Source organism: Paenibacillus sp. EKM206P, assembly GCF_011066155.1.
GTDB classification, from domain to species: domain Bacteria; phylum Bacillota; class Bacilli; order Paenibacillales; family Paenibacillaceae; genus Paenibacillus; species Paenibacillus polymyxa_D.
Map to the genome: position 1 here is coordinate 94,782 of NZ_JAAMNQ010000013.1, position 25,382 is coordinate 120,163.

A 25,382-nucleotide genomic window follows, 5' to 3' on the forward strand; every position below is an offset into this window, starting at 1 on the left:
CTTCAACCAAACTATCTAAGGAGTGGAGAGCATGAACCAGGCAAAGGAAGTAATCTTCTCGAACCGAGTCACGGATGTATGGGACTACCCCAAGCTGAGCATCTACAATAACGAGAAGGAGCGGGACCCGAATTATTTCGCTTTTTTGTCCACAGATAACAAATCGTTTACCCGCGATATGCGGCTATATGTCCATATCCCGTTCTGCCAATCCTTCTGCTCGTTTTGTCAGTTCTATAAAGAGCCTTGCAATAACGAGGAGATGATGAGGCAATATGTTGATGCTGTGGTAAAAGAATTGCAGTTTTATGCGGGCACACGCTATATGTCGGATGCGACGGTCAGTTCCATTTATTTTGGTGGGGGCGACCCTTCGTGCCTAAAATATGAGTACTTTGAACAGATTATGGCTGCCATCAAGCGCGATTTCCGGGTAACGTCGGACGTCTCCATTACAGTTGAAGGCAATGTCAAGTTTTTGCTGGATAGACACAGACTGGCGATGTATATGGAGCATAAAGTATCCAGAATCAGCTTCGGAGTCCAAACCTTTAATGAATCAATCCGCAAGAAACTGCTGCTAAAGCCTTCTCTGACGGATATCCACCATCTAATCGGATTATTCAAGGATTTTCATTTTTCAAATTACACCTTTGACCTCATGTACAATCTTCCAGACCAGACCATAGATGACTTGGCTTCAGACATTGAACAGGCTATTCAGCTTGATCCCCACTTTATTGACTTCTTTAATTTGAATATTTATCCAAATACCCGTTTTTATGAGACCGTGTATCAGAAGGATGTCTTCAAACTCAAACCCAGTAAAGCGAATGAATACCGGATGGTCAAGCATATTCATGAGGATATGACACGCCGCGGTTACGACAGAGTCTGTTCGGTGACGTACTCCCGGAGGGAGCGAGAGCCGCATTTCGGCTTAAAACAGTTTTTGCAAGGATCGGACATGCTCGGAATCGGAGCCTCCGCACGCAGCTTTTTGTACAACAAATCGTATCGGAATGTCTGCTCAGTTCAGCAATATATCGGATTAGTGGAAGAGAATCGTCTGCCGGTCGAGACAGGTCTGAGCTTGGGAGAGGAGGAGATCAGCACCAGAAGAATTGTCCTGTTCCCTACGCTGCTCCGGATGAAACAAGAGGACCTCCCGGACCGCACGGATTTTCTCGACAAGATCAATATACTGATTCGCTCAGGTTACCTTGAAGAAGACGAAGATTATATCAGGCTCACTGTGGAAGGGGGCAACTGGGTAGGCAATATTCAAAAATTTCTATACGAAGATAAATGGAGAGAGACGGAGTTCTCTACTTTTCTCACGTCGGTCAAAGCAGGTAAAAGCGCATACAATCAGGATTTGATGGGAGTAAGGAAATCGATCGCTCGGACGGAGAAAGAGGGGCTTTCACAATGAGCACACGACTTGGTTGCGTAGTCATTGGAAATTCGGAGTACAATGTTCCAGAACGCTTGTTGACCTCCGATCCCATCTCTCAAAGCTGCTGCAGACGGCAATATATAAGGTATAAGGGACAGATGCTATACTACAACCAGCTTTTTTCCCGGCTTCGCACGACGGAAGCGCTTGACCTTAATCCGCAAGGCTTTCGCCAAGGAGATTTTACGGTCAACGAAATCCCGTATTATCCAGCCGTCTTTCTGGCTAATTATTTATACAAGCACGGGATTCTCACGGAATACGTTAATCATTTTGATATTGAGAAGGAACGCGTGGTGGAATTGCTGGGGCAAAAACCAAAGGTGGTGGCGATCAGCATCGGACCTTCTGTAAATCCACTGCCGCTCATCAAAATTGTTAAATTTGTCCGGAGCCTCTCTCCGGAGAGCAAAATCATCGTGAATGGTCTGTATGTTTACAATAAATGGGCTACATCCGGACAGGAGGAATGGACTCGAACCATACGCGTAATCGGCGCCGACTTCTATGTCATTCATATCCCCGGGGAGCGGACAGTCTGTGAACTGGTTAAAGGCATTGAGGCCGGCGCTTTTTTAAGTGGAGTTCACAATGTGTATAGTTACGCTGACGGAGAAATATGCTGCAATGGCTTCGAGGATATCGAATCAGAGCTTGATTCATACTGCATTGACTGGGAGGGGCTTGGAGGGCAGATTGCAAGCCCGATTGTGGCCATGAGTACCAGTAAAGGCTGTCCATTTCACTGTTCCTTCTGCAATTTTCCAATCAAGAACCGCCTATTTCAAACAGCTACGGTAGACACGCTGGAGAAGCAACTGCAGCAGCTTGAGCGACAAGGAGTGCGATTCATCCTTTTTAATGATGATACGTTTAATGTTCCTCTGGGCCGTTTCAAGGCGTTGTGTCGGATGATGATAGATAAAGGGTTCTCCTTCCGCTGGTTCAGCTATTTCCGACTGAAGGAATGCGACGAAGAGGCTGTTGCGCTGATGAAGGAGAGCGGCTGTACAGGTGTTTTTCTCGGGCTCGAATCTGCAGACGACACCGTGCTTCGCAATATGAATAAGCGGGCTCGTCTTGAGAATTACCGGAAAGGGCTGGCGTTGTTGAATCAATACGGTATAACTAGCTTCGCCTTTTTCCTTGTTGGATTTCCCGGTGAAACGGAGGAAAGCGTTCGAAGAACCGCCGAATTCATAGACAACGCCGGGATCACCTTTTTTACGGCAAATCTTTGGTATGCCGATACAAGCACCTCTGTCTATCAGATGAAAGAATCGTACGGGCTGTCGGGGAAGGATTTTAACTGGAAGCACGCCACGATGGACAGCTTGCAGGCCTCGGATTGGGCTGATTACTTGTGTCTGAATGTGAAGAATGCCATCTGGATTCCTAACGAGAACTTCGGTTTTCAGGGAGTGCCGTATTTGATGAGCAAAGGGTACTCCATGGAGTCGATCAAAGTCTTGCTGAAGGATGCATCCACTCTTATGGCGGGAAATTGGGGGCACAGGGTCACAGACACGGCAATTCTTGAGCGGATGAGTCAGGTGTTGAGTTTTACAGGGCCGATGGATGAGGAGAAGAGAGCCTATGAACGTATTTGACGATATCACTGAGCTGGTCGGCAACACACCGATTGTCAGACTCCGCAAATTGGCGCAAGGACTTTCGGTAAATGTATTTTTAAAACTGGAATTTATGAACCCGGGGGGGAGCATTAAAGACCGTGCTGCACTCCACATGCTTAGGGAGGCCGAAAAGGCCGGTAAGCTGACTCCGGGTTCGCTGATTATTGAAGCGACAAGCGGCAATTTGGGTATTGCTCTTGCAACAATATGTGCAGCTCGCGGATACTCGTTGATTCTAGTTATTCCAGATACGATGAGCTCCGAGAAAATAAAGCACATCAAAGCGCTTGGAGCGGAGGTGGTATTGACCCCTGGTGTGTTTGGAATGACTAAATCTTTCCAGGAGGCCGATCGTCTACACGTGAAGCATCCCGGTTCATTTGTACCGAGGCAGATTAGCAATCCTGCCAATCCGGCCGTTCACAGAGAGACGACAGCTTTGGAGATTTGGAATGACATGGACGGGGAGGTCGATATGCTGGTAGCTGGAGCAGGAACGGGAGGGACTATCAGTGGGACAGCGGAAAAATTAAAGCAACTAAATCCTGCAATAAAGGTTGCTTGTGTTGAACCAGCTGGCTCCCCGGTGCTGTCAGGAGGGAAAGCAGGACCGCATAAATTGCAAGGAATAGGCCCCGGTTTCATTCCCGCTAATACCCGCACGGAATATTTCGACTGGATTGTTCCGGTCAGCGATGAAGCGGCGCTGGAAACGACCCGCCGGCTGGCAAGGCAGGAGGGGCTATTCGTGGGCATTTCTTCAGGAGCAGCCGTATATGCAGCGCTTGAATTGTCCAAGGAATGCTCCGGAGGCAACATTGTCGTTATAGCCCCGGATGCAGGAGAACGCTATCTAAGCACAGAGTTATTTTGTGAAGAGGAGAGATGAACAATGAGTGTATTGACAACCATTAGTGATTATTTGAGACGGGAGCTGGCCTCAGACCCAGGATTGGATTGGGATGAGCATACGAACTTGCTGGCGAGCGGTATCCTGGATTCGCTGTCCATCGTAAGATTAATTGTTTTTCTGGAGGAAGAGTATCAGATCAGTCTGGACAATTATCTGGAACTGAAAAATTTCGAGTCTGTTTCCGCTATGGCGGCAGTTATTGAGCGTGAAACCCGTGAAATTAAGTAGGGACCACAGCGTTTAAAGGAGGACGTTATGAGCCAGTTTCTAGAACCGGACCAAAAACGGATGTTTCACAACATAGTGGAGTTTGCGCGCAAGGAGTTGAGTAATGATGGCAACGAAGTTTTCAGCCGCGATAAATGGGTTAAGTGCGCAGACTTTGGCCTGTTTGCGATCAGTATTCCTGAAAGTGAAGGAGGACTAGCAGAGTCGGCGTCGGATTCACTGACAGCTCATTATGCCCTCGGTTACGGATGCGCCGATAACGGATTTTCCTTTGCGGTCAACAACCATTTGATTGTAGCGGAGGGGATTTTCCCGAGAGTGGCCGATCAAGAGCAAAAAAACATATATTCACAAAAGCTTATTGATGGTTCGCTGATCGCATCTTATGCAATTACGGAGGCTGATCACGGCAGCGATTCCTTTGGGCTGAATATGCGCGCCAAAGAAGTAAACAACGGCTTCGTGCTTGAGGGAAGCAAGCTCTACATCTCCAATGCAACCATAGCGGATGTATTTGTTGTTGTTGCCAGAACGGAGCAGGCATCAAGTCCGCTTGGGGCACTGTCCGCATTTATTGTTCATAAAGAAGATATGGGAGTTACAATTGGCAAGGAAATTACCAAAATGGGTTTAAAGGGCTGCCCAATGGGGGAACTGGTGCTGAAAGATTGCTTCCTTCCCGGCAGCCGTCTGTTGGGTGCAGTTGGCGATGGCGTGATAATTGGAAATTTGGCAATGGAATGGGAGAGAACTTATGTCTTTGCCAGCCACCTGGGGACTATGCAGAGAATAATGGAAGAGTGCGTTAAATATGTTAATTCGCGAAGACAGTTTGATAAAACAATTGGGTCTTATCAGCTGACATCCAGTAAAATAGTGCAAATGGGAGTCGCCTTGGAGTTTGGTCAGCTATTAATGGGGCAAATAGGAAAGCTGCGGGATAAAGGAAAAAATACGTACCGTGAATCATCCATGTTCAAATATCATGTTGGGGAAACCTACGCCCAAACGGCTCTCGATGCCCTTCAAATCTTCGGCGCATATGGCTATAGCGCCGAGAGCGGTGTCGAGCGACAGGTTCGCGATGCGTTGGCCGCCAAAATCTATTCAGGCACATCAGAAGTTCAAATGGATATTCTAGCTCGTCTGATGGGCGTAAAGGCCGAGGTTCCAACAGCCGATGGCCGAGAAAGGATCACGCGCTAATGAAAATATGCTCTTTGGTACGTCTGTCGACCGAAATAATGGATAAATCAAACGCAGGCCTGTTGACAAATCCTGACTATAGTCTGTACCCCGTTAAGTTCGCGAAGATGTTCAGCAGCAGCCATCCGGGTTCCAGGTTCGATTGCCTGTCGATGGCTCCGCATAAGCATGCGGATTATTTAAAGATATGCTATGAATACGGTGCAGAACAGGTTTATCTGCTAAACGACAAGCGTTTTGCAGGGGCGGATACCTATGCGACCTCACTGGCATTGGCGACGGCGATTAATCGTTGTGTCGGGGGAGCCGATCTTGTTGTTTGCTCCATGCAATCGTCTCAAGGGGAGACCGGACATATCGCGGGCTCCCTGGCGTCCCGTTTGGGGCTTCCGTTCGCTGTTGGTGTCATCGAGGTGCGTGAATGCTGCACCGATTATATGGTGCTGGTTCAAGACCACGGCGATTATGCAGAGATCATCAAGCTACCGTTTCCGGCCGTCATTTCGCTGCATCGCAACTTTTCTTTTGAGGAGCGGCTATGTCAGATTAATCTGATCGATGTCAGAAAAGCCCGCAGGAAATCCGTCTGTGAGCTTAATCATGCCGATATTGACCTGATGCCGAAGAATTGCGGATTGATTGGTTCGAATACAAGAATGCTGGCTGGTACGAAGGCCCCCTTTCAAAAGGTTAAGGAGCATCGAAGCTGCGTGGGGGACACAGAAGAACAATGCAAATTGTTGTTACAACTTTTGGATTTGTAGAAAGGGGGAGGGCATTGCCGCGTAACAAAGTATTTTTTATATACGATTGCCTTGATAATTCTGTGCATACCGAGCTTGTGTTTGCCCGCATCATCCATGAGTCAGTACCAAGGTTGGCCTTTTCCTGTCTTCCGGAGATTCATGTTGTTGGTCCGAGTACATTGGCGGAGCGTTTTCTTCTGGAAGGAGGGGGCGTGCATATTCATCAGGTTCATGCCGTTGGCCCTACTGGACTCGAAGTAATGTCGCTCCCACGATATTGCCACGAAATTTACGAAGTCATCGGGGCAATCAGGCCGGATTATATTTTTGCAGCATCAAGCACATTGGGGCGTACGATCACTTCCTGGCTGTCGGTTCAGTTGGATACCGGCGTTGTTGCCGATGCGATCGAATTCAGATATGACGAGGTTACCGAGCATTTGGTTTATACACGTTCAACGGACAATGATTCGCTGCTGTCGACGATTGCATTTAATCGTTTTCCCGAAATCGCCTCAGTTCGGCCAAAATACACCGAACTTCCGTCATTGAGTTCGTTGCTTCCGATTCCGGCCTCGCGCCTGACGGCCAATACCGTCTCAACCGGCACAACGGATGGAATTGAGGTTTTATCCAGAACATGGTTGGGACGAACCAATGCCTACAGCAAAGTTATCATTGGTGTTGGACGAGGCGTGTCTAACTGCGCGCTATCCTCCATTCGTCGATTTACAGACCATTTTGGCATCCCGTTGATGTGCTCCAGGCCGTTAGTAGAGGATCAGCGCTTCCCGCTGGATTTGCAGATCGGGCAAAGCGGACAGTCTATTCGTGCGGATTTATATATAGCGGTGGGCATCTCGGGCGCTACCCAGCATATGCTGGGTACGGCGCAATGCAAGACAGTTGTTGCAGTTAATAAAGACCCCGGGGCGCTTATCCACCACTATTCAGATATCAGTATCATCAACGATGCTGAGAAGGTTTTCTCTGCTTTGGCGGACATGGCAATTAACAGGAAGGAGGCCACCTATGAAGCAAGTGATTGTTCCCGTTGAGAAGGAGCCAGATGAGGAATTGAAACGAATGCTGGGTTTTGCCGGTGAGAAAATTGTTGATATCCAGTATGCTCACGATCGGATCGAGCTGACCCTTAAGGACGATGCGGAGCCGCACAAGCTGCTACATGGTATTAGAAAGATGATAACAGCGTATGATCGTGTAATTTCCAGCGATGAAGTACTCTTCTCCGTTAAGCGTAGGGCATTGTATTACAAGGAGGATCAACTGATGGAGGCCGGTTTAGTGCGAAGATACGGGGAAGGGTTAATAAGTCTGGCCGGATCTGCACTGAAGCTGTATGAATTTTTGGACCGTTGTTTCTTGCAGCTACTCGAAGGATATGAGACGAATCGGCGCAAATACCCTGTGCTGCTGCCTCTCACAACATATACCAGCACCAGATACCTGGCTACGTCGCCTCAGTATGCCATGTTTTGTTGCCCTGCCAAGGAATCTATGGACGATATAAGTATGCTGCAAAAGCAAGTCGGCATCGGCGATTTTGCTGATTTGTTAGATCGCCCTAAGTACGCTTTCTCGCCCTCAGCCTGCTTTCATTTGTACGAAGAACTGAGGGGAGAAACTCTTGTAGGAAACACAATCTACACGTTTCGTCAAAATGTGTTTCGAAACGAAGGTAGGTTTAATTGGGGAGAGTTGACCCGCCTGAGGGATTATACGGTCAGGGAAGTGGTTTTTATCGGAGATGATGAGTCCGTATATGAGTTCAGAGAAGATATGACGGGGAGGATCTTGCAGCTGTTGGAGCAACTGGAACTCGATTTTGAAATAAGAGTGGCCTCAGACCCTTTTATCGTTCCAGAGATGCAAAAATATAAAACTGTGCAAGCCAGAAACAGGTTAAAATATGAGTGTAAGATCGTTAAGGATGACAGTTCATCAATCGCCTGTGCTTCGCTAAATATGCATGGACCTGCTTTTTCCCAAGCGTTTCAATTCAGCGTGAACGGCAAGGAGCGCACCGCTTCCGGTTGTATCGGGTTCGGACTGGAGCGGTGGGTGATCGCTTTTCTCTTACAGCACGGATGCGATGAGGAAGCTTGGCCGGACGAAGTGCGCAAAGGAATTGCTTTGGGAGATGAATGGCATATTGCAAAGAGATGGGAGTGAGCGATGCAATGAGGATTGAGCATCACAAAGAAGCCGTTCTTCGCCTGCAGGGTGTCCTTTGTACTAATGTCTATGATTTAAGAAACAATTATGAACTCCTTACCTTGTTGGTTCCTATTAATCTGTAAAGAAAATAAGAAAGACGTCGTTTCTGTAGTGAACTGACCTCTGTCAAGTAGATAGTAATAAAAAAGCAGCACTAAGCAGCCTGAGTCCGGTACTCATACGGACTTAGTGAAACGACCACATGCCAACCAGAGATTCTGGCTAACATGATAATACGAAAACTCGACAGCCTGAGGCGGTCTAAATGACCGCCTACATGCTCACTTTATTCAAAAGAATCCATTTCATCAACCGCATTATTTTGCTCGTCGTTTCCAATATGAGTATAAAGTGTCGTTGTTTTGGGATCAGAATGACCAAGTATATCTTGAACAAGTCTTAGGTCCTTTTTAGTTTTATACAGTTGAGTTCCAAAAGTGTGTCGAAGTTTATGAACACTCAAAGGTTTTCCATAGGCATGTGAATATTTATTCACCATTTTTTGCATCGCGTTTTTCGTCATAGGTTTACCGCCTTTAGTTAGAAACAGAGCCGTTTCTGAAGCAAGTGGTTGGTATCTCGAATTGCGAATTCTCATGTACTCCTCGAGGTCCAGCTTCGAACGTATAGAGAAGGGGACGGACTGCATTTTCTCGCCCTTACGGTCCACAAGGACGCGTTTTGAATCCCAATCGATGTCTGTCAGGGTTAATGTAGCTACTTCATTTACGCGAAGTCCTGAGCCTAATATGAGACTTACAATGGCAGTGTCCCTTTCCCGGTTATCTTCGTACCAAGATAGATGCCTTTTAGTGAGTTCAGGTAGCCTGCCATAATCGTAAGCTACAAAACGACGAAATTCTTCCACTATTTAATTTTCCATGATATAAATATATCATGCTAAAAGTCTAACGAACGGCCATCATTCGGTCAAAAGTTATTTAATAAACAGTCTCTTTTCACAGGTTATAATAACCATTTATTGTCCAAATACTATGAATAGATATTATTACAGGAAAAAACAACTACTATATCCCTCTATTTTACAAGTATATATAATTCATGTTAGTATATTGATGAAAATACCAAATATATGAAGAGAGTTGCCAACACCGTAGAATCTTCTATAACTTCAGAGACTAAGATAGACTTGGAAAATGGAATTGTTGATGAAAGAGTAGAGCAAGAATTAAGACAAGTTGATTATGATGACCTTTTCAAAACTGTAGGCACTAATCTTGGAATGGTCGATACTCAACGTCCATCTGGGGAAGTAAGTACACAAGGCTGGAGATCAAAGTTCGCAAAGGAAGTAGCGTTAGAATTAATTTCTAAACTGAAAAATATTGGATCACGTGCTTGGAATGAACAGATAAAAATTTATGTAGATAAGATACCACTTTTGACCGACGGTGCAAAAGAAACTTTGAAATATTATCTTGGTTATCAAGTAATAATGCAAGCTTTGGATATCATGGTAGATTTCACAGGCACAGCAGAGGACGGTCTTGCTTACGCCTTAAAATATGTTGGGTTGCCTGCGTGGTTGGCCGAACCCGCATCCAGAGCTATTGTCTTCTTCTTGCTGTAAAATCGGAAAAAAGGGGGACTAAACGTGTACATACTCGCATTGATTATACTTATTACTACAGGTTTGGTATCCATAGCTGATATTTTGTTTGATATAAAAGATTCCGGTGAAGGAATCAGGTTGATGGTTAAAACTTCACAGGCTCTATTCTTTTTATCATTGTTGTTTTTTACAGTAAAAAGCGGTACCAAGAAAAGAGACTGAACTCGTCACACACAGAAAAAGGGTGGAGTTGATAAACTATATCAACTCCACCCTTTTTAGTTATTCGTCGTACGTGTTGATATAACCACTGCTTCTATTGGCTTAGCAAACAACTTCACTTCCATTGTTTGTTTGTTATTTAATCACTTCCAGTCTCAATGCAGCAGCTAAAATACTCAATACCTCGATCTTGATCCTCCTAAACGTGCCCTCGCTAATCCCCATTTCCCCGCAACTAATGTAATCAAACTCTCCTCATCATCCAAATAACTGCGCTGGATAACCTCTCGTTGTATACTGGACAAATTGCTCATTGCAAGCTCCAGCAGCCGATCTTTAGCCAGAAGCTTTGCCTCCCTGTTCACGTTGCATGTGGCGATGTTCTCCGTTTGCTTGGATATTTCATTTGTCGATTGATGCTCTCTATATGAATACGCCTAAGTAATTGCTGCTTCCCGACGTACAAAGCCAATCTGACGATTCTGACGAACTGTTTCCAAATATTCCTCCACCGCAAGGATGGTTGCTTTTTCGTCGACTAAGTCCTCCTGGTAACCATATTCCAATAAAAATTTTCGATAACCCTTAGTCATAGCGTGCTGCTCCTTAGGGAGATTACCTTGATGTAAATTGACTAAAATAAGATATATATTTCGAATATTCTGCTGAAGATGAGGCATTAGAAAGGTACTTCTTTATAATGAGGAGGAGCTGTATTTAATAAATATAAGTCAGAGGTCGTAGGGATTAAGTCTTCTAATTCATATAACAATTAGTAATAAAGATGGTTTTCCATAAATTTGAATAATGTTATTATGTCTTAATGAACTCAACCGAGGTAAATTATGACAACAATTAAAGTGACACCTGAACAACTTATAACTGTCTCTAAGAAATTTGAGCTTGCGCAGCAAACGGCGATGCAAATGAATAGTCAGTTATCGCAGCAAATTTCGTTTATGGAACGATTTTGGGAGGGGATAACAAAGGAGCAATTCTATTATAGTTTCCAAACATCTCAGAAGAATATGGCTGACTTTGTTACACTAACAGATTCGATTGCTAGAGAACTACGGCAGCATGCAAATAAATTTAGATTAGCAGATATGATGGAGGATGGGAATCTAGACCCAGGTTGCTTGCCACCTCCACCGAATACTTGCGCAGTTCCTGTTGCAGATACACGAAATGCGCTCCAGAAATCGGCGGATAGCTTAACGGAGCTTGGTCAGGATTTTGTAGCAGCTAATTCAGAACGATATGAGAAAAAATTTGATTCAGTATGGAGCTTCCTAGATTATATGTCGTACGGCATTCCGAAGGGAATGTATCAAGGGTACATGGAACGGGCAGCTAAACAAAACGATTCATGGAATGATATGCTCAATTTCGGTACATTTGGTGTAACGGGCATGATTCAGGGAGCATTTAATCCCACAAATGCATGGTCAAAAGAACATATGGCAAATTTGATTGGTACGGCTAGTTTGATGATAGGTTCTACGACAACTAAAGCGCTGATTAAGCCCAAGAATATTTTGGAGGGATCTGTTAAGTATGAAGGTGCTAAAAGTACAAATATTTTAAAAGAAAGCGAACAGCACCCTACTTTTAACACAGAGACAAGAGATGGAAAAGGCTTTACTGGTGCTGGCTCAAAGGATTATGATACATTTGCAGAAGCAGAGTACCAATCAATAAGAAAATTAAAGATGAAGGATATTGAGGAGGTTGCTCGTAATACAAGTCTTAGTATTGATGAAATAAGAACTATGAAAAAGCATTTATTTTTTGGTAAGCATGAAGTACCTCAACCGGGAGGAATAGAATTTAGGCTTGAACGATTTACTGCTGATGATGAGATTGCTTTTGCATGGAAAACAGCCCAAAAAGGAGAGCTATCTCCTGAACAAAAAACATGGTTCAAGCAATTGGCTGAACATGAGCTAACAGAACGTAAATTAATGGCAGAAGGGCAGAAGTACCGCACGCTTGAATCTTGGAATCAAGAAAAGGGAACCTACGAAGGTTATCCGCCCGGTGCTCACGAAAATGCCCCTTCTCAACCCAATAAATCCTTTCCAGGCTATGAAGATTATTACTTTAAAAATATGTTTAAATAAGCGAGGTTAAACCATTTGGGAAGAATACTTAATCAAGCTGTAGAGCGTTTGTCTTCAATTCATTTTGAAAGTTTAGGGGATCAGCTGTGTGATTCACACCATATTTTGGTCAGTGAATATTTCAGAAGAGTCAATGCATTTATAGAATCTGCATCTGTTTCTGTCGATAAGTATCCCATATTTAGTATCGCTAGTGTGCTTGGAAAAACAGTTAACCTTGATATATCTAAAGTGTGCCCCAAACTTGAAAAGCTAGAGAACATATATATCAAAGCTTTGAGTTACTGTTACTTGGAAATTTCCGCATTAGCTGATCAAGGAATCAAAGAAGCATTAGACCATGTAGATTTGTATGAACCGATAATTAAATTCCTTGAAAGGGGGGGGAGTTTTTATATACGTCAAGGTGAAATGCTTGTGGGTAAGTCCGCTTATCCTTTGAACTATTGGCGTAATTTAAACATTCCTATTAATGATATTAGTGATAAAGCTTTGAATAATTTAGATAGTGAATGTAAATGAAATAGATGTGAAAATATTCATTAACTGAAATAAACGAAGCCAGAACGTAAACAAAATGCGTTCTGGCTTTTTTTGTGAATCTAAGTATACCAAAGCACTTTCAAACGTATAACAAACCCATCTTTTTACCTATTGAGTAAAGCTGGTTGGGGAACCACACGTACATTTCATTGATGGAATGTTAGTGTTCTAAATTCTCATATGGTAAAAACTAAATATTCATCCCTCTTTGTTATAGGAAATTCTTCATTTCATTAAATGCTAACTCCCTGTGACCTGCTTGGCAATGTTGCTCACCACCTGTTTCTTGTAATGGAAGCAGCATTGATTAATTCTTGTTGGATTTGAGCGAGTCGGCTAATGGGTACGTATTGATCATCTTCTCCAGCTAGTAAAAGAACATCTTGATTAATGAACGCCCCAATGCCTTACATCGTGTGCTTTTCGAAATTTTTAATGAGATCAAAAGGCGTTGCTTCACCGGTGTTTTCCATCCCTTTGGTAATCTTCCAATGCAAATCAATATTGTGAGTCATCATCTGTTCGAATAATGAATTCACTTGATCTACTTCATTACAATCGACTAACTGCACTATGCTCTGGTAAGTTTCTTCTGGCATTCCCATTTTTAAGGCATCTAAACCACAATAGAAAATGTTAAAAGCAACTACTTTATCGATTCTCTTTTCGAAGGCTGCTGCACGCATAGCTAAATAACTGTACTTGCCAATAATCGCTTCAATAATTTGTAAGTTTTAAGAGCTGAAAGTATCCCTATGCAACGCTTAGCCATGTTTTAATTTGGTCTAATGTTGCCCCGCTTTTGGCTTGGTTGTAAATATAATCAATCATGTCATGCTTTTTCTGGATACGGTAGTGATGTAACCCATCGTTTAAACTTCCTTGGCTGTCATACTGGCAATACAACGCAGAAAACATGAGCAGGGTCAAGTAACGGTCAATCGCCTGAGTAGATCGAACCTGGTAACGATCCATGGCCAGTTGTACTTTCGCAGTTCGAAAATACGCTTCAATGTCCCAACGTTTGCTGTAATAGCATAGAATCTCTTCATTGCTCAGTGAAATATCCGTGCTCAGAAAGGCCTTCATCTGCTTAGGTTCAAAGCCATCTCCATCTTTCCAACATAGGAGCAGGGCGGCATTTTCCAAGAGATTGAGCTTCCCTTCATAGCGATATACTCGGTAAGCGGAGGAGCCGATCGTCACCAGAACGGTATCCGATTTCGAGATATAGGAAGCAAAGTTTTTGAGCGATTGCCGGATGCCTTGAGGGTAGAAGATACGGTTCGTTTTCAAACCACTAATCACATGAAAGCCACGTTCCGCGCTCGTTTGAAGTACTGAAGCAGACGGATACCAGGAGTCCATTAGAACATAAGTTCGGCACGTCGACATCGGAACAGACCGAATCATTTCACAAGCCAAATCGATTTTGCTTTTGCTTCCGGATCGTAACGTTCTGAGGCAAAGGGGAAAACCCGGTCACCCGAACGAAGCAAGGCTTGGACAACAACATGCCCGTAGACGGACTGACCTTTGAGATGAGAATGTTGAAACGAAGCCCCTTGAATCCTATGCGTAGCCTGTGACGAAGGCTTGGTTTTTCACATACGGTATCGTCAAGGATGACAAAAAAGGGGCCATGACCTCGTTGAGCGATTTCCCTCATCTGCTGGAAAGCGACATGTTGAATAATACGTTTCAGGTAAGACGCGTTCCAGTTTCCGTGAGTTAAGAAATGAATCAAGGTTCTGCGGTCTCGATCCTGTAAACTTTCTCGGTGAATATCCGTTAAGGTACCTGAAAATCCGGTCGAAAGCATACCGTCTACGAAGTGCTTGATGTGATGAAGCACCAGTTTTGAGAAATACAGCGGAAGTTTCCATTGTTCCGACCGATTGTTCCAATGATTTTGTTGTGATAAAGTATACGTATGAGACATATCTTGTTCTCCTCTGCGTGGAGTGGTTGGTGGTACTTCTATTTTACGCAGAGAGTCAAGGGTGTCTCTTTTTACATTTCATAGAACTGATTTTGGGCAAGTAAAGTTAATCAAGCTAAGGGGTGGGGGGTTCATGAAACAGGTAAGTAGGTTATAGTGATAGATGGAAAAATAGAGTGGAGGAGTTAAGTATGGTCAAACAACGCAAGATTTTACTAACCGCAACTTTAGTCTATACCATTATTGTACTTTATTTTATGTTCTTCGCTTTCGGCAGAGGAGAGGCTTCGGAGCAAATTTCCAGCTACACCTTTATTTTTATGCCCGAGAACTTCATTAGTTTGCCGTCTCCAGCTGATCTCCTGCATCCCAGCCTAATGAGTATGGTGGCTTTCGGGAACACTATTGCGTTTATTCCTTTCGGTATATTGATTCCATGGCTGTACCGGGTCAGCTTCGTCCGGTTCATCACCTTATTCTTCATCGCGATTCTTGTGCTGGAAACGATCCAGGCCCTTACATTCCTGGGCAGCTTCGATATCAACGACGCTCTTCAGAATTCGATTGGAGCAGTCCTCGGTTTTGGGGCGTGCAAGCTTGGTTTCCGTTACCGGAGTCTCGGGCGCAATCTGGTGGCAACGGCTATATCGGGTATGGTTCTTTTTATAGCTTTATGGGGATTAGGGGTGGCGGTAGACAAAATAACAACTAAAGTAGAAGGTCCGTTTGTGGCGATCACTGAATGGACGGACAACTCGGGCAATTCATCCACCGGAGACAAACCGGACCGTATTCAAATCAACGGACAGAAGATACCGCTCCGCTATAACCTATATAGCGCTGAAGGCGGAGATTCCAGAACGTTCACGTACAAGTCTGAGGGACAGACGATTTTCTCCTTCAATTACGGATGCCCCGAACCAACGGATTATTCCGGTAGTATCAGTGTTACTCGGGATAGCAAGGAGATCATGAGCAATTCTGGAGAACTTCAGCGTACTAATCCTGATCTGTTCCCTTCGCTATTCAAGATTCCGCTTGAGCCGGGGGATGAGCTGAAGATCACGATTAAGGGCGACATGAAAGCATGGGATGTCGGGTATACGCGGATGCAGTATTTCTGGAACTGAGTGCTTAAAGGGATTTCGCCGCCATTTTATCATGAATAACACCTAGCGCTTGGGTTTTCAAGCGTTTTTTTTGTACTTTTGAGATCGGGATTTTCAGAAACTTGGTTATAACCTAGGCTGGTTGGTTGTCCAATTGGGTATTTTAAAGGAGCTGAAGGACTGGAGAACGATCGAATCCTCATGAATTTCATCATTTTAAGCATCTCTTCCATGTAAGAATCATACCCACCAAAGACAAGTAATGTCTTCGTAGCTCCAGGCGCCAACAATTTTACAGCAGGAAGATAGGAGTCTTCATAGGGAATCTTGTAGGATTCATAATCAAAATCATGAAAGCCTTTATAGAAGGTATCTCTATATTTTCGATACATTTTTTCTTTATTGGGGTCTGTGGTTGCAAGATAAAATTCTGCAGCTTGATAGTAGACTGAGGCTAAGTGATAGTCCTTGCTGTCTTCGCGTTCCCTTGCAAAATTGAGCCAAGCTTCATACCAGCTATGGGTGTCTTTTAATTTCGGAATCATTTTTTCTAAGTCAGCTTGTGCTCGATCAATAATCATTGATAAAACGATTAATTTGAAGATTGAACTGTTCGTTATGGACATAGGATTTAAACATATATTGTCCTCCTTCAATTTGGGTATGTGCTTACTATAGAGTATAGTTACTACATAAAAAATAATTAGTATCGCATAATCTGTAAGATATCTTACACGGTATATATGAAGTGTTCGAAAACTTACACATAAGGAGCAAGTGGTTAAATGAATGAAGATATCAGAATTTATAAAACAAAAATAGCTATTGAGCGAGCTTTCATTGAATTACTCCAACAACATGATTTTAAAGATATTACGATCAAAAAAATTTGTGATCAATCCCTTATCGGACGTTCTACGTTTTATAGTCATTATTTGGATAAGTACGACTTGCTAGAAAAGATAGTTAAACAGTATGCTTCTGATTTTAAAGTTGAAATTGAGCAGCGTTTTGATTCCATGGAAGATGGCAAGGTGGCAAACGCCATAGAACTTGTAACCGATCAAATGATTAAAAATAAGATGGAAATTTCAACATTGTTAACCGTTCATGAAATATCCGCCGATTTACGTAAAGAATTTGAACAAATTTTGTTTCGGACTTGTTTAGATTATTTAAAGCAACAGAATTCTTCAACTTCGATCGCATTGGAGTATTTAGCTGAACTATATGCTGCTAACTCAATGACGTCTATTCAGTGGGTTTTGAAAAATGGCAAAGATACTAACATCATTCTTCTTTTAGATCAAATGCAAGAATACATTTTTAATCAGTTAAAGTCTGATCTATATACAAGTTAGCACGCGTGGAGTGATGTTTTTATGACTGATAAATCATCAATGGGTTGCAGAAATAAACTTTAAAGAAGGGGTTGAAGGGAGGAAACAGTAGGAGAATTGAAGCACTGGTTCAATTCTTCTACGCTAACAACATCGTTTCACGAAAAGGTAGCTTGCTGGAACTTTAACTTTATAATCCTTGGGTAAGTCCTAATATCTGATCATTCACATGTACATTACTTAATCCCCCGTGATAACAAACTACGGATGTAATGTCGAGATCTAAATACTTTTTCAATGAGAGACGAGCTGCACCCACATCCGGTGTGGTCGGGACATGAATCCCCCCCCAGAATCCCGTTTACACTATACATCGAATCCCCGGCAATAAGAGTCTTACTTTGCCTTTCGAGGGATCTCAAGGTGACTATCTTTTAAAAGGGGGATATCCCCCTGAATATACGGCTTATCTAGTTCGTGTGCATAGACTTTGATATGATTGCCACACTCCTGCAAAATCTCAGGAAGACAACCTATATGATCGACATCCTGATGCGTCAAAATCACAGCTTTTAGTTGGCCGAACGACACGTCTTAGCTGAAGCATTTTCTACTCCCTGTGAAATTTCCATAATATCGGACTTCACGAACACGAATTTTTGTCACATTGCCGTGAACTGCATCACGTACATATTCCGTATATTGTGTTTGAGTCACAGAAATTGGTTTCGAGAACACCAACAAGTAAATGCAACGTTGCATCATAGGTGTACGTTGTTGGTACACCCAACACGTCAACAGCGCTTGTGATACTACCATAGTCGTTATAAGTCTGTGATGTATTAACCACATACTTATTGGTATTTCCTGATTCATCCTTGGTTTTACGAGTCTTCCAATACCGCAAGATCGAATTACAAAATTGTTAGGTTGATGTAAGGCAAATCGATAGCTTAGGCCAGCCTGGCAGGATAAGATTAGAACAAACGAAAATAGAAATTTTTTGAAAGGAGAATCGAGATGAGGCTGTTTGAACTGTTGCTTTTATTGTCAAACATCGGCTTATTTGCATTAACCGTACTATTAAAAAAAGGACGGCGTAGAATTCCAGTATTCGTTGCAAGCGGGATTGCCACACTTTTACTGGTCATTCATTGGACGGTGGAAGGATACAGAGTTCAGCTATTTTTCCCATATTGCATAACGATCATTTTTTTAGCCATTTCAGGTTATAGCTATTTTAAAAAAAACGGTCCCAAAAAAATCCCACGATTCATGTTGGGTTCAGCTTATACCGCTATAGCAATAATGCTGGTCGCAACAGCGGGTCTCATGTATGCTTTTCCTGTATTTAAACTACCTGAACCGACAGGCGAATTTAAGGTAGGAACGCAAACTTTTCATTTCGTGGATACAAATAGGGAAGAGATTTTCGACGAAGCCAGAGAGGGTAAGAGAGAATTGATGGTTCAGGTCTGGTATCCGGCTCAAGCTAGCACCGGCAAGTACGCTCCCTTTATTCCCGATACCCAGATTTTACGTTATATGGCCGCGAACTATGGCCTTCCCGAGTTTACGTTTCAACACCTGAAGTACGTATCCAGTCATGCTTATTCGGGGGCCGAAGTCTCTTCGGCACAGACTTCATACACGCTGATCCTTGCGAATCCCGGCAACGGCTCTTCCAGGTTTCTTCACACGTCGCAAGCCGAAAATCTCGCGAGTCATGGATATATCGTGGCAGTGATCGACCATACCTACAATACATTTGCAACCGAGTTTCCGGACGGGCGAATCACGACCAGCACAACCAACGACTTATTCTCGCCCGACCATGATTACCAGACGAGTAGAGGAAATCGCGACAAGTTGGGAAAAGTTTTAACCGGCGATGTGGCGTTTGCGTTGGACCAATTCGAGCTCATCCAATCGGGGTTGATTCCAAGTCATCTAAAAGGGAGGATTGATCTCGGTCATGTCGGGACGTTCGGTCATTCCATCGGCGGAGCGACGGCCTATGACGCTTCTTATGATCCGCGAATCACGGCTGGAATAGACCTTGATGGAGGGCTTTATCGACTGCGTGACAGAGAGGGTCTACGAAAGCCGTTTTTGTTCATCAACTCGGAAAGCTATTTCGAAAAATTGAAAATGGTGATGGATAACCGGGTCTACACGGATGCAGAGCTTAACCGTATGGGATCAACAAGAGAGTGGGAGGATCAAGTAACGGAAGATAAAAAGTTGGAGCTTGAACGGATGCGCGAAACGGTCGACGAAGGAGGACAAGTCCTCTATATCGAAAATACGGAGCATTTGAATTTTACCGACGTACAGTTCATTTCTCCGATTTTCAAAATGCTGGGCATTACAGGAAAGATTGCGCCCGAAAGAGCGAACTCCGTTATCAATGCCTATATGCTGGATTTCTTCGATAGGTATCTGAAAAATCAAGGCGGAATCTTAATGAAAGGACCGGATAACCGCTTTCCGGAGGTGAAGTTCGTAACCTCGCTATTATAAATTACGGAACAGAGTACCGATTTTGATATGCTCCCCTTCAAGTAGACAGGTTTAATAAATAAACCGCTGCTTGAAGGGGAGTTTTATTTTGTCTAAGAAAAACGAATACAATGCGATTGAGAAACTAGCCATCATACAGGAGTTAAAAGCAGGACAGAGCAGCCGTGTGGAAGTAGCAAAAAAACATAACACAGCGTTACCACCTTAGTGAAGTGGCGACATCGCTATGAGTTGTACGGAATTGAGGGGGAAGGTTTCCTCCGGATAAGAAGATTTGTGGATGCTCGCCGCCACGTGTCTTCTGGTAATCGTAGATGACCGCCAGCGCTACACCGTGTCCGGTGCGATACGTGCTACTACGTTTGTTTTAATGGCTGTTAAATTTCTTATTGATTTATAAAGACCGACTTTATCTAGATGGGGAAGTGATTTTTGTGAAAAAAACTTAAATATAGGTTGAATATGGATTTTGTTTCCATTATACTCCTGCTTGAGCGGTATATTTTTTCAATCGTCTATCTACGATTCTAACTTATGAGCTGTCCAAGAAGAAAAATATAAAGAGAGGTGATCCCCGTTTCAATGGTCAATACCGCTTGAAGGCTTATTTTTCTGAAGTGTCTAAGAACCTGGATTATTATTATTGAGGAGGGAACTAATGCTAAGAAAAGGATTATGTGCGGTTGCGCTGCTCAGTCTCCTAATCGTTCTGCTTCCAGAAATGCATACAAGCGCAGCACCGAACTCGAATCTTGTGTGGAGCGACGAATTTAATGGAACTTCGTTAAACCGGTCCAATTGGACCCCTGAAATCGGTACCGGAAGCGGCGGATGGGGAAACAATGAACTGCAGTACTATACCAACCGTACGCAGAATTTGCAGGTTACCGGAGGCAATCTGGTGATTACGGCACAAAAAGAAGCTTATGGCGGAATGAATTACACCTCTGCCCGGATCAAAACTCAAGACTTGAAAAAATTTACTTATGGGAAAGTAGAAGCGCGCATCAAGTTACCGTCCGGTCAAGGGATATGGCCAGCTTTCTGGATGTTAGGCAGCAACATCAGCTCGGTAGGTTGGCCGAAATGCGGAGAAATCGACATTATGGAACGTGTAAACAACAATCCTTCTGTGAACGGTACTGTGCATTGGGATGCGGGAGGCCACGCTGACTTTGGGCGGGTATCGGGCAATCTGGATTTTTCCCAATACCATGTGTATAGCATCGAGTGGGACTCCAAGTATATCCGCTGGTTTGTCGACGGACAGCAGTTCAATGAATTTTATATAGAGAACGGAACCGGGAACACCGAAGAATTTCAGCAGCCGTTCTTTATTCTCCTGAACCTAGCGGTCGGCGGAAACTGGCCTGGTGCTCCCAATAACTCGACGCAGTTCCCGTCCCAAATGCTAGTCGATTACGTGCGTGTCTATCAATAAAGTGTGGGCATTAGATACAATTCATATGAACATTATAAAAGCAACCCCGGTCATTTACGGGGTTGCTTCAATTCGCTATAAATTAACTCGCCACTAAGTCCTAATATCTGATCATTCACATGTACATTACTTAATCCCCCGTGATAACAAACTACGGATGCAATATCGAGATCTAAATACTTTTTCAATGAAAGACGAGCTGCATCCATATCCGGTGTGGTCGGAACATGAATTCCCCCGAGAACCCCGCTTACACTGTACATCGAATCCCCGGCTATAAGAGTCTTACTTTGCCTTAAATAAAGACTGATATGACCAGGTGTATGCCCAGGCGTATGGATGACGTGAATCCTGCCGCAAAACGGCAGTTCCTGACCATCTATTAAGGTATCGTCCACTTTGCCCTTCGGGCGATGCACAAGGTGACTATCTTTTAAAAGTGGGATCTCCCCTTGAATATACGGCTTATCCAGTTCGTGTGCATAGACTTTAATATGATCGCCACACTCCTGCAAAATCTCAGGAAGACAACCTATATGATCGACATCATGATGTGTCAAAATCACAGCTTTTAGTTTGTCGAACGACACGTCTTAGCTGAAGCATTTCTACTCCCTGTAAAATTTACATAATATAGGGCCTCCGTACAATGTAATTGACACCCATACTAAAATAGGTTCAAGGGGCGAATCCAACTCTATGGCGTTGCCGTTCCTTAATGTCAATGGATACGGTGCGAATAGATGTGATAGGAATAACAAGCGTTTGATATTGCGTAAGATATTTAACGAACTTGTCGTCAATCTGATCCAATATCCCGTCGCATACATTTGCCCCATCTATAAAATGAATAGTTACTTCCTTACCTTGTAAACTTGCTAACATGATATCACCTCATATTTTCTTAAAGTTTCTTGCGGATCATTAGGGTTTGAGCATACTCTATAAAGAAGTGATCACCTGATCAATAACACCATATTCCAGTGCCTCCTGAGCGGACATGTAAAAATCCCGGTCCATATCTTTTTCGACTTTTTCAAAAGATTGTCCGGTCCGTTCAGCTGTGATACGGGTTGCCTTTTCACGAGTCCATAAAATTCGTTTTGCGCTGATCGCAATATCGCTGGCCTGACCTTGTGCGCCGCCGTGCGGCTGATGGATCATGATTTCACTGTTCGGCAACGCCGAACGTTTCCCTTTGGCGCCCGCTAGCAACAGGATCGCGCCAAACGAAGCAGCGAATCCCGTACATATCGTGTGTACATCAGGTTTGATGTACTGCATCGTATCATAGATGGCAAATCCTGCGGAAGTAGAGCCACCCGGGCTGTTGATATACATGTAAATTTCTTTTTCCGGATCTTCTGCCGCCAGGAACAATAATTGAGCAATAATACTGTTAGCCAAATGATCATCGATGGCTGCCCCGACAAACACAATACGATCCTTTAATAGTCTGGAATAGATATCGTACGATCTTTCACCTTGAGCAGTTTGCTCAACAACATAAGGAACATAAACACTCATTTTGATACCCCCAATTTCCTGTTTTCAGTTGATTTCTCCTTGTAAACGAACCGAGGCCGTAAAAAGATACGGAGGTTTCAATGGGAAAACGATTTGCGTAAATGGTGTAACTTTTACAACCACTTGTTCGTTTACATTGGAGGTAACAAAGGCTTTGCTCTAGGAAAGGGCAGAATAAGACCGTGGAGGAGAGGACCTATGCGCATAGATGATTCTATACAAATGACAGATAATACAATAAACATCGAGAACTTGGAGGAATTACAGGCAGTCCTGAAGCGTTACTGTCTGTCGCTTACGAAATCAAATTGGGATGCGGAAGAATTGGCTCAGGATACTTGGGTAAAAGCATTAGGAAAGTTAAACAATTTCGAACATACAAACCCCAAAGCGCTTTTGCTGCGGATTGCGAAGAACACCTGGATTGATGAGATACGGAGAAAAGCAGTCTACAGTCGGGTATTGAATAGAGAACAAGCGAAAGTAACTGTGCCGGATCATGGAACTTTTGAAATTGAGATAGCGTTGCAGTCCTTAATGAATCATCTATCACCGCTTCAGAGAACTGTCTTTTTGCTGCGAGATGTGTTCGCATTTTCGATTAGTGAAACATCCGACATGCTCAAAACAACGGAGGGAGCGGTAAAAGTTGCACTCCACCGGGCACGAAAATCGCTTGAAGCAGTCAAGGAGGATCTCCTCAAAGGAGAGTTATCCTTACCGGAAAGTGAAAACTCGAAAACTTTTCTGAGAACGTTGACAGCGGCATATCATAGGGGGGATATTGCAACATTGGTTATGCTCTCCCATCAGGATGTAATGGAGCCGGACGTGGTAATCGGAATCGTTAATCATAAGCTGCACCGGAGTCTCGCTTCAGTAAAACAAACGGATTCCCATACCATGAGTATGATAGCGGCGTAGTTTGCGAAGAGAAATGTGGAACTCATCATAGTGGTTATTTCTGATAAAACATTTTCCCGGTCATTCCAATTTATAGCTCTTAGCCGGGATTAAAATGAAGTATATTAAAGAAGATAGCGGAAGGGGAAGGTTCAAATAGGTGAATTAGAAAATTTGTTAGAAGATAATAACCCCATAGTCTTATATCATGCAATGACACAGATAGGAAAAGAAGGCTTCCGTACAGAGAAAATGATAAAAAAATTAAGTGAATTATCATTAAAAAGGGAACCCCAAGATAAACTATTAGGTTATTATAAGGTGGGAGACCTAGCAATAGCGACTTGATAAAACTTGGAGAAAAGAAAGAAGAAATATCTGGATTTAGAACTTTAGATGAATTTGAAAAAAAGATGGTTTTCCGATTATTTGAAGAAGTTGAATGGTAAGAATTCCTGTTCATCTGGATGAAAGCTTTAAATAAACTTATTTCAACTCGAACCATGAGGAGAAATAGGTTTATTCGTATCTAATGGGGATACACCAAATGAAAAGGATACGTAATCAATCGATGCATGGGACAAGCAAATTGCGAATTAAAGCAACTACCTGAACGAAATGAGTGTAATATTTCAAACTGTATTTCTATTGATAACGATGCAAGAAGCCATCAACTAGTTTGGCGTTTGTCATCTGAATTACAGACTGATCTTCGAGTTCCTCGGCCATATCATCATCCGTCATGGACACGAAAAAAATAATATCTTCTTTGGCTTGACCAAATTGATTGAAAAGCACCTCGTCTGTTTCCTTAACTACCTTGGCCATAATTTTTATCATTTCATCTTTATAATCAAACACATTTTCGGTTGCATATAGAAATTTGCTAATATGATTCAAGTGTGTTGCATCGCCATATTGATATTCGCAAAATCCCCATCTATAATAATTTTCATCTTCCTTGCTGTCGCACAGGCCTTCGGCTTTCATGTTTGTGATATGTCTAACAAGGGATTCCTCTGTATTAACAGCTAGAAACAAGGTGACAAAATCGCTGTCTGTGCCAAAAGCACAGGCGTAAACCTTCTCATTCTTCACTTCTTTCAGTGTGCTTTTAAGATCATCCAAAAATCCTGCCCTAAATCTTTCCTCAAATTCATTCAAAAAATTGTTCATCTGGTTCATATGCTCCTTTATGAGTCTTATGCTTGATTATACATTATCATTATTGGCACGACTCGTGTAGCCTACCATGCTCAGCCAATAGCAAGATTTGCAATGAAAAAAATAAACGCAAGACAGGCTAGCCAAGCAGAAAGTGTAAATCCGTAACATCTAGAAGCCGCTCTTAGGATAACGGGGACTCCTGTTCAGCTGGATAAATGCACTTAATTTCAAATTTTTATTCGGAAGCTAAGTTAGAAAGTGTGTCTCACACTCTGGAAAAAGTATTGGGGAGTCGGTTATGGATGGTAAAAAATTTGTTCTTATGCTTTTACTTTTCTGCTTGTTGGGCATTGTAGGGCTAGTGGCATTAATCTACAGATTTATGTGGTTCGTATTCATGGTTAGTATTTAAAATCAGCTATCTAACAGCTCAATTTTTAATCGCTTGCTTTTTGCTGATATCATTTAGCTGGTCCCAGGTGAGCAGAAGTTATGCTATACTTGCGAGGTAAAAGGGGGTGCCTACTGATGGAGAATCTGTTAGG

General features: G+C 43.1%; 22 protein-coding genes and 5 pseudogenes. 16 read left to right on the forward strand and 11 right to left on the reverse strand.

Annotated features, from left to right (window positions below):
* Nucleotides 1-31: 31 nt before the first annotated feature.
* The 8 genes from G9G53_RS21640 to G9G53_RS21675 all read left to right on the forward strand — a co-directional run bounded on the left by G9G53_RS21640 (nt 32) and on the right by G9G53_RS21675 (nt 8,379).
* On the forward strand, nt 32-1,435 hold the full coding sequence (locus G9G53_RS21640) for a coproporphyrinogen-III oxidase family protein (protein ID WP_165150137.1): 1,404 nt from the start codon (nt 32-34) through the stop codon (nt 1,433-1,435).
* A complete protein-coding gene (locus G9G53_RS21645) occupies nt 1,432-3,069 on the forward strand; it encodes a radical SAM protein (RefSeq protein WP_165150139.1) in 1,638 nt (545 codons plus the stop codon). The genes G9G53_RS21640 and G9G53_RS21645 overlap by 4 nt, the downstream gene beginning before the upstream one ends.
* Complete coding sequence (gene cysK / locus G9G53_RS21650; RefSeq protein WP_165150141.1) at nt 3,056-3,982, forward strand: cysteine synthase A; 927 nt, start codon at nt 3,056-3,058, stop codon at nt 3,980-3,982. The genes G9G53_RS21645 and cysK overlap by 14 nt, the downstream gene beginning before the upstream one ends.
* Nucleotides 3,983-3,985: 3 nt before the next feature.
* The gene (locus G9G53_RS21655; RefSeq protein WP_165150143.1) at nt 3,986-4,234 is read left to right on the forward strand and encodes an acyl carrier protein; all 249 of its coding nucleotides are present in this window, start codon (nt 3,986-3,988) and stop codon (nt 4,232-4,234) included.
* A gap of 27 nt (nt 4,235-4,261) precedes the next feature.
* A complete protein-coding gene (locus tag G9G53_RS21660) occupies nt 4,262-5,440 on the forward strand; it encodes an acyl-CoA dehydrogenase family protein (protein WP_165150144.1) in 1,179 nt (392 codons plus the stop codon).
* Nucleotides 5,440-6,204, forward strand: a complete 765-nt coding sequence (locus G9G53_RS21665; RefSeq protein WP_165150146.1) for an electron transfer flavoprotein subunit beta/FixA family protein — start codon at nt 5,440-5,442, stop codon at nt 6,202-6,204. The genes G9G53_RS21660 and G9G53_RS21665 overlap by 1 nt, the downstream gene beginning before the upstream one ends.
* 113 nt (nt 6,205-6,317) lie before the next feature.
* The gene (locus tag G9G53_RS21670; RefSeq protein WP_165181872.1) at nt 6,318-7,244 is read left to right on the forward strand and encodes an electron transfer flavoprotein subunit alpha/FixB family protein; all 927 of its coding nucleotides are present in this window, start codon (nt 6,318-6,320) and stop codon (nt 7,242-7,244) included.
* Entirely contained in the window at nt 7,219-8,379 is a 1,161-nt protein-coding gene (locus tag G9G53_RS21675; RefSeq protein WP_165150150.1) for a hypothetical protein, read from the forward strand. Before G9G53_RS21670 ends, G9G53_RS21675 begins: the two co-directional genes overlap by 26 nt.
* A gap of 331 nt (nt 8,380-8,710) precedes the next feature.
* On the opposite strand, the gene G9G53_RS21680 is transcribed toward G9G53_RS21675, so the two are convergent.
* On the reverse strand, nt 8,711-9,292 hold the full coding sequence (locus tag G9G53_RS21680) for a tyrosine-type recombinase/integrase (RefSeq protein ID WP_165150152.1): 582 nt from the start codon (nt 9,290-9,292) through the stop codon (nt 8,711-8,713).
* Between the two features lie 282 nt (nt 9,293-9,574).
* On the opposite strand from G9G53_RS21680, the gene G9G53_RS21685 reads away from it, so the two are divergent.
* A complete protein-coding gene (locus tag G9G53_RS21685) occupies nt 9,575-10,015 on the forward strand; it encodes a hypothetical protein (protein ID WP_155271725.1) in 441 nt (146 codons plus the stop codon).
* Nucleotides 10,016-10,656: 641 nt separating this feature from the next.
* On the opposite strand, the gene G9G53_RS26590 is transcribed toward G9G53_RS21685, so the two are convergent.
* Nucleotides 10,657-10,812 carry a hypothetical protein gene (locus tag G9G53_RS26590; RefSeq protein WP_238437986.1) on the reverse strand — a complete coding sequence of 52 codons (156 nt, stop codon included), beginning with the start codon at nt 10,810-10,812 and terminating at the stop codon, nt 10,657-10,659.
* A 252-nt stretch (nt 10,813-11,064) separates the two neighbouring features.
* Between G9G53_RS26590 and G9G53_RS26595 the strand changes: the two genes are divergently transcribed.
* Complete coding sequence (locus G9G53_RS26595; protein WP_238437987.1) at nt 11,065-12,342, forward strand: WXG100 family type VII secretion target; 1,278 nt, start codon at nt 11,065-11,067, stop codon at nt 12,340-12,342.
* A 15-nt stretch (nt 12,343-12,357) separates the two neighbouring features.
* The gene (locus G9G53_RS21700) at nt 12,358-12,864 is read left to right on the forward strand and encodes a hypothetical protein (RefSeq protein WP_165150154.1); all 507 of its coding nucleotides are present in this window, start codon (nt 12,358-12,360) and stop codon (nt 12,862-12,864) included.
* 232 nt (nt 12,865-13,096) lie between these two features.
* On the opposite strand, the pseudogene G9G53_RS21705 reads toward G9G53_RS21700, so the two are convergent.
* From G9G53_RS21705 to G9G53_RS21715, 3 genes and pseudogenes are all read right to left on the reverse strand, one after another.
* A pseudogene (locus tag G9G53_RS21705) lies at nt 13,097-13,580 on the reverse strand (alpha/beta hydrolase); the annotation flags it as partial.
* A 58-nt stretch (nt 13,581-13,638) separates the two neighbouring features.
* Nucleotides 13,639-14,298, reverse strand: a complete 660-nt coding sequence (locus G9G53_RS21710; protein WP_203055981.1) for a transposase — start codon at nt 14,296-14,298, stop codon at nt 13,639-13,641.
* 1 nt (nt 14,299) lies between these two features.
* A complete protein-coding gene (locus tag G9G53_RS21715; RefSeq protein ID WP_165150158.1) occupies nt 14,300-14,827 on the reverse strand; it encodes a transposase in 528 nt (175 codons plus the stop codon).
* A 191-nt stretch (nt 14,828-15,018) separates the two neighbouring features.
* Between G9G53_RS21715 and G9G53_RS21720 the strand changes: the two genes are divergently transcribed.
* Nucleotides 15,019-15,957, forward strand: coding sequence for a VanZ family protein (locus tag G9G53_RS21720; protein WP_165150160.1), 939 nt, complete (start codon nt 15,019-15,021; stop codon nt 15,955-15,957).
* A 179-nt stretch (nt 15,958-16,136) separates the two neighbouring features.
* Here the strand turns inward: G9G53_RS21720 and G9G53_RS21725 are convergent.
* Nucleotides 16,137-16,575, reverse strand: a pseudogene (locus G9G53_RS21725) (alpha/beta hydrolase); the annotation flags it as partial.
* A gap of 146 nt (nt 16,576-16,721) precedes the next feature.
* On the opposite strand from G9G53_RS21725, the gene G9G53_RS21730 reads away from it, so the two are divergent.
* Entirely contained in the window at nt 16,722-17,297 is a 576-nt protein-coding gene (locus G9G53_RS21730; protein WP_069011159.1) for a TetR/AcrR family transcriptional regulator, read from the forward strand.
* A 169-nt stretch (nt 17,298-17,466) separates the two neighbouring features.
* On the opposite strand, the pseudogene G9G53_RS21735 reads toward G9G53_RS21730, so the two are convergent.
* Nucleotides 17,467-17,867, reverse strand: a pseudogene (locus G9G53_RS21735) (MBL fold metallo-hydrolase); the annotation flags it as partial.
* A gap of 429 nt (nt 17,868-18,296) precedes the next feature.
* On the opposite strand from G9G53_RS21735, the gene G9G53_RS21740 reads away from it, so the two are divergent.
* Complete coding sequence (locus G9G53_RS21740; protein ID WP_165150162.1) at nt 18,297-19,799, forward strand: alpha/beta hydrolase family protein; 1,503 nt, start codon at nt 18,297-18,299, stop codon at nt 19,797-19,799.
* Nucleotides 19,800-20,457: 658 nt separating this feature from the next.
* A pseudogene (locus G9G53_RS21745) lies at nt 20,458-21,237 on the forward strand (glycoside hydrolase family 16 protein); the annotation flags it as partial.
* Nucleotides 21,238-21,290: 53 nt separating this feature from the next.
* Here G9G53_RS21745 and G9G53_RS21750 read toward each other — a convergent pair.
* The 3 genes and pseudogenes from G9G53_RS21750 to clpP form a co-directional block, all read right to left on the reverse strand.
* Nucleotides 21,291-21,830, reverse strand: a pseudogene (locus G9G53_RS21750) (MBL fold metallo-hydrolase); the annotation flags it as partial.
* A gap of 88 nt (nt 21,831-21,918) precedes the next feature.
* Complete coding sequence (locus G9G53_RS21755) at nt 21,919-22,125, reverse strand: hypothetical protein (protein ID WP_039275041.1); 207 nt, start codon at nt 22,123-22,125, stop codon at nt 21,919-21,921.
* Between the two features lie 57 nt (nt 22,126-22,182).
* Nucleotides 22,183-22,767 (reverse strand): ATP-dependent Clp endopeptidase proteolytic subunit ClpP, encoded by a 585-nt coding sequence (clpP, locus tag G9G53_RS21760; RefSeq protein ID WP_013310269.1) that lies wholly within the window; start codon nt 22,765-22,767, stop codon nt 22,183-22,185.
* Between the two features lie 198 nt (nt 22,768-22,965).
* Between clpP and G9G53_RS21765 the strand changes: the two genes are divergently transcribed.
* On the forward strand, nt 22,966-23,691 hold the full coding sequence (locus G9G53_RS21765) for an RNA polymerase sigma factor (protein ID WP_165150168.1): 726 nt from the start codon (nt 22,966-22,968) through the stop codon (nt 23,689-23,691).
* A gap of 624 nt (nt 23,692-24,315) precedes the next feature.
* On the opposite strand, the gene G9G53_RS21770 is transcribed toward G9G53_RS21765, so the two are convergent.
* The gene (locus G9G53_RS21770) at nt 24,316-24,846 is read right to left on the reverse strand and encodes a DUF4303 domain-containing protein (protein ID WP_165150170.1); all 531 of its coding nucleotides are present in this window, start codon (nt 24,844-24,846) and stop codon (nt 24,316-24,318) included.
* Nucleotides 24,847-25,382: the final 536 nt, after the last annotated feature.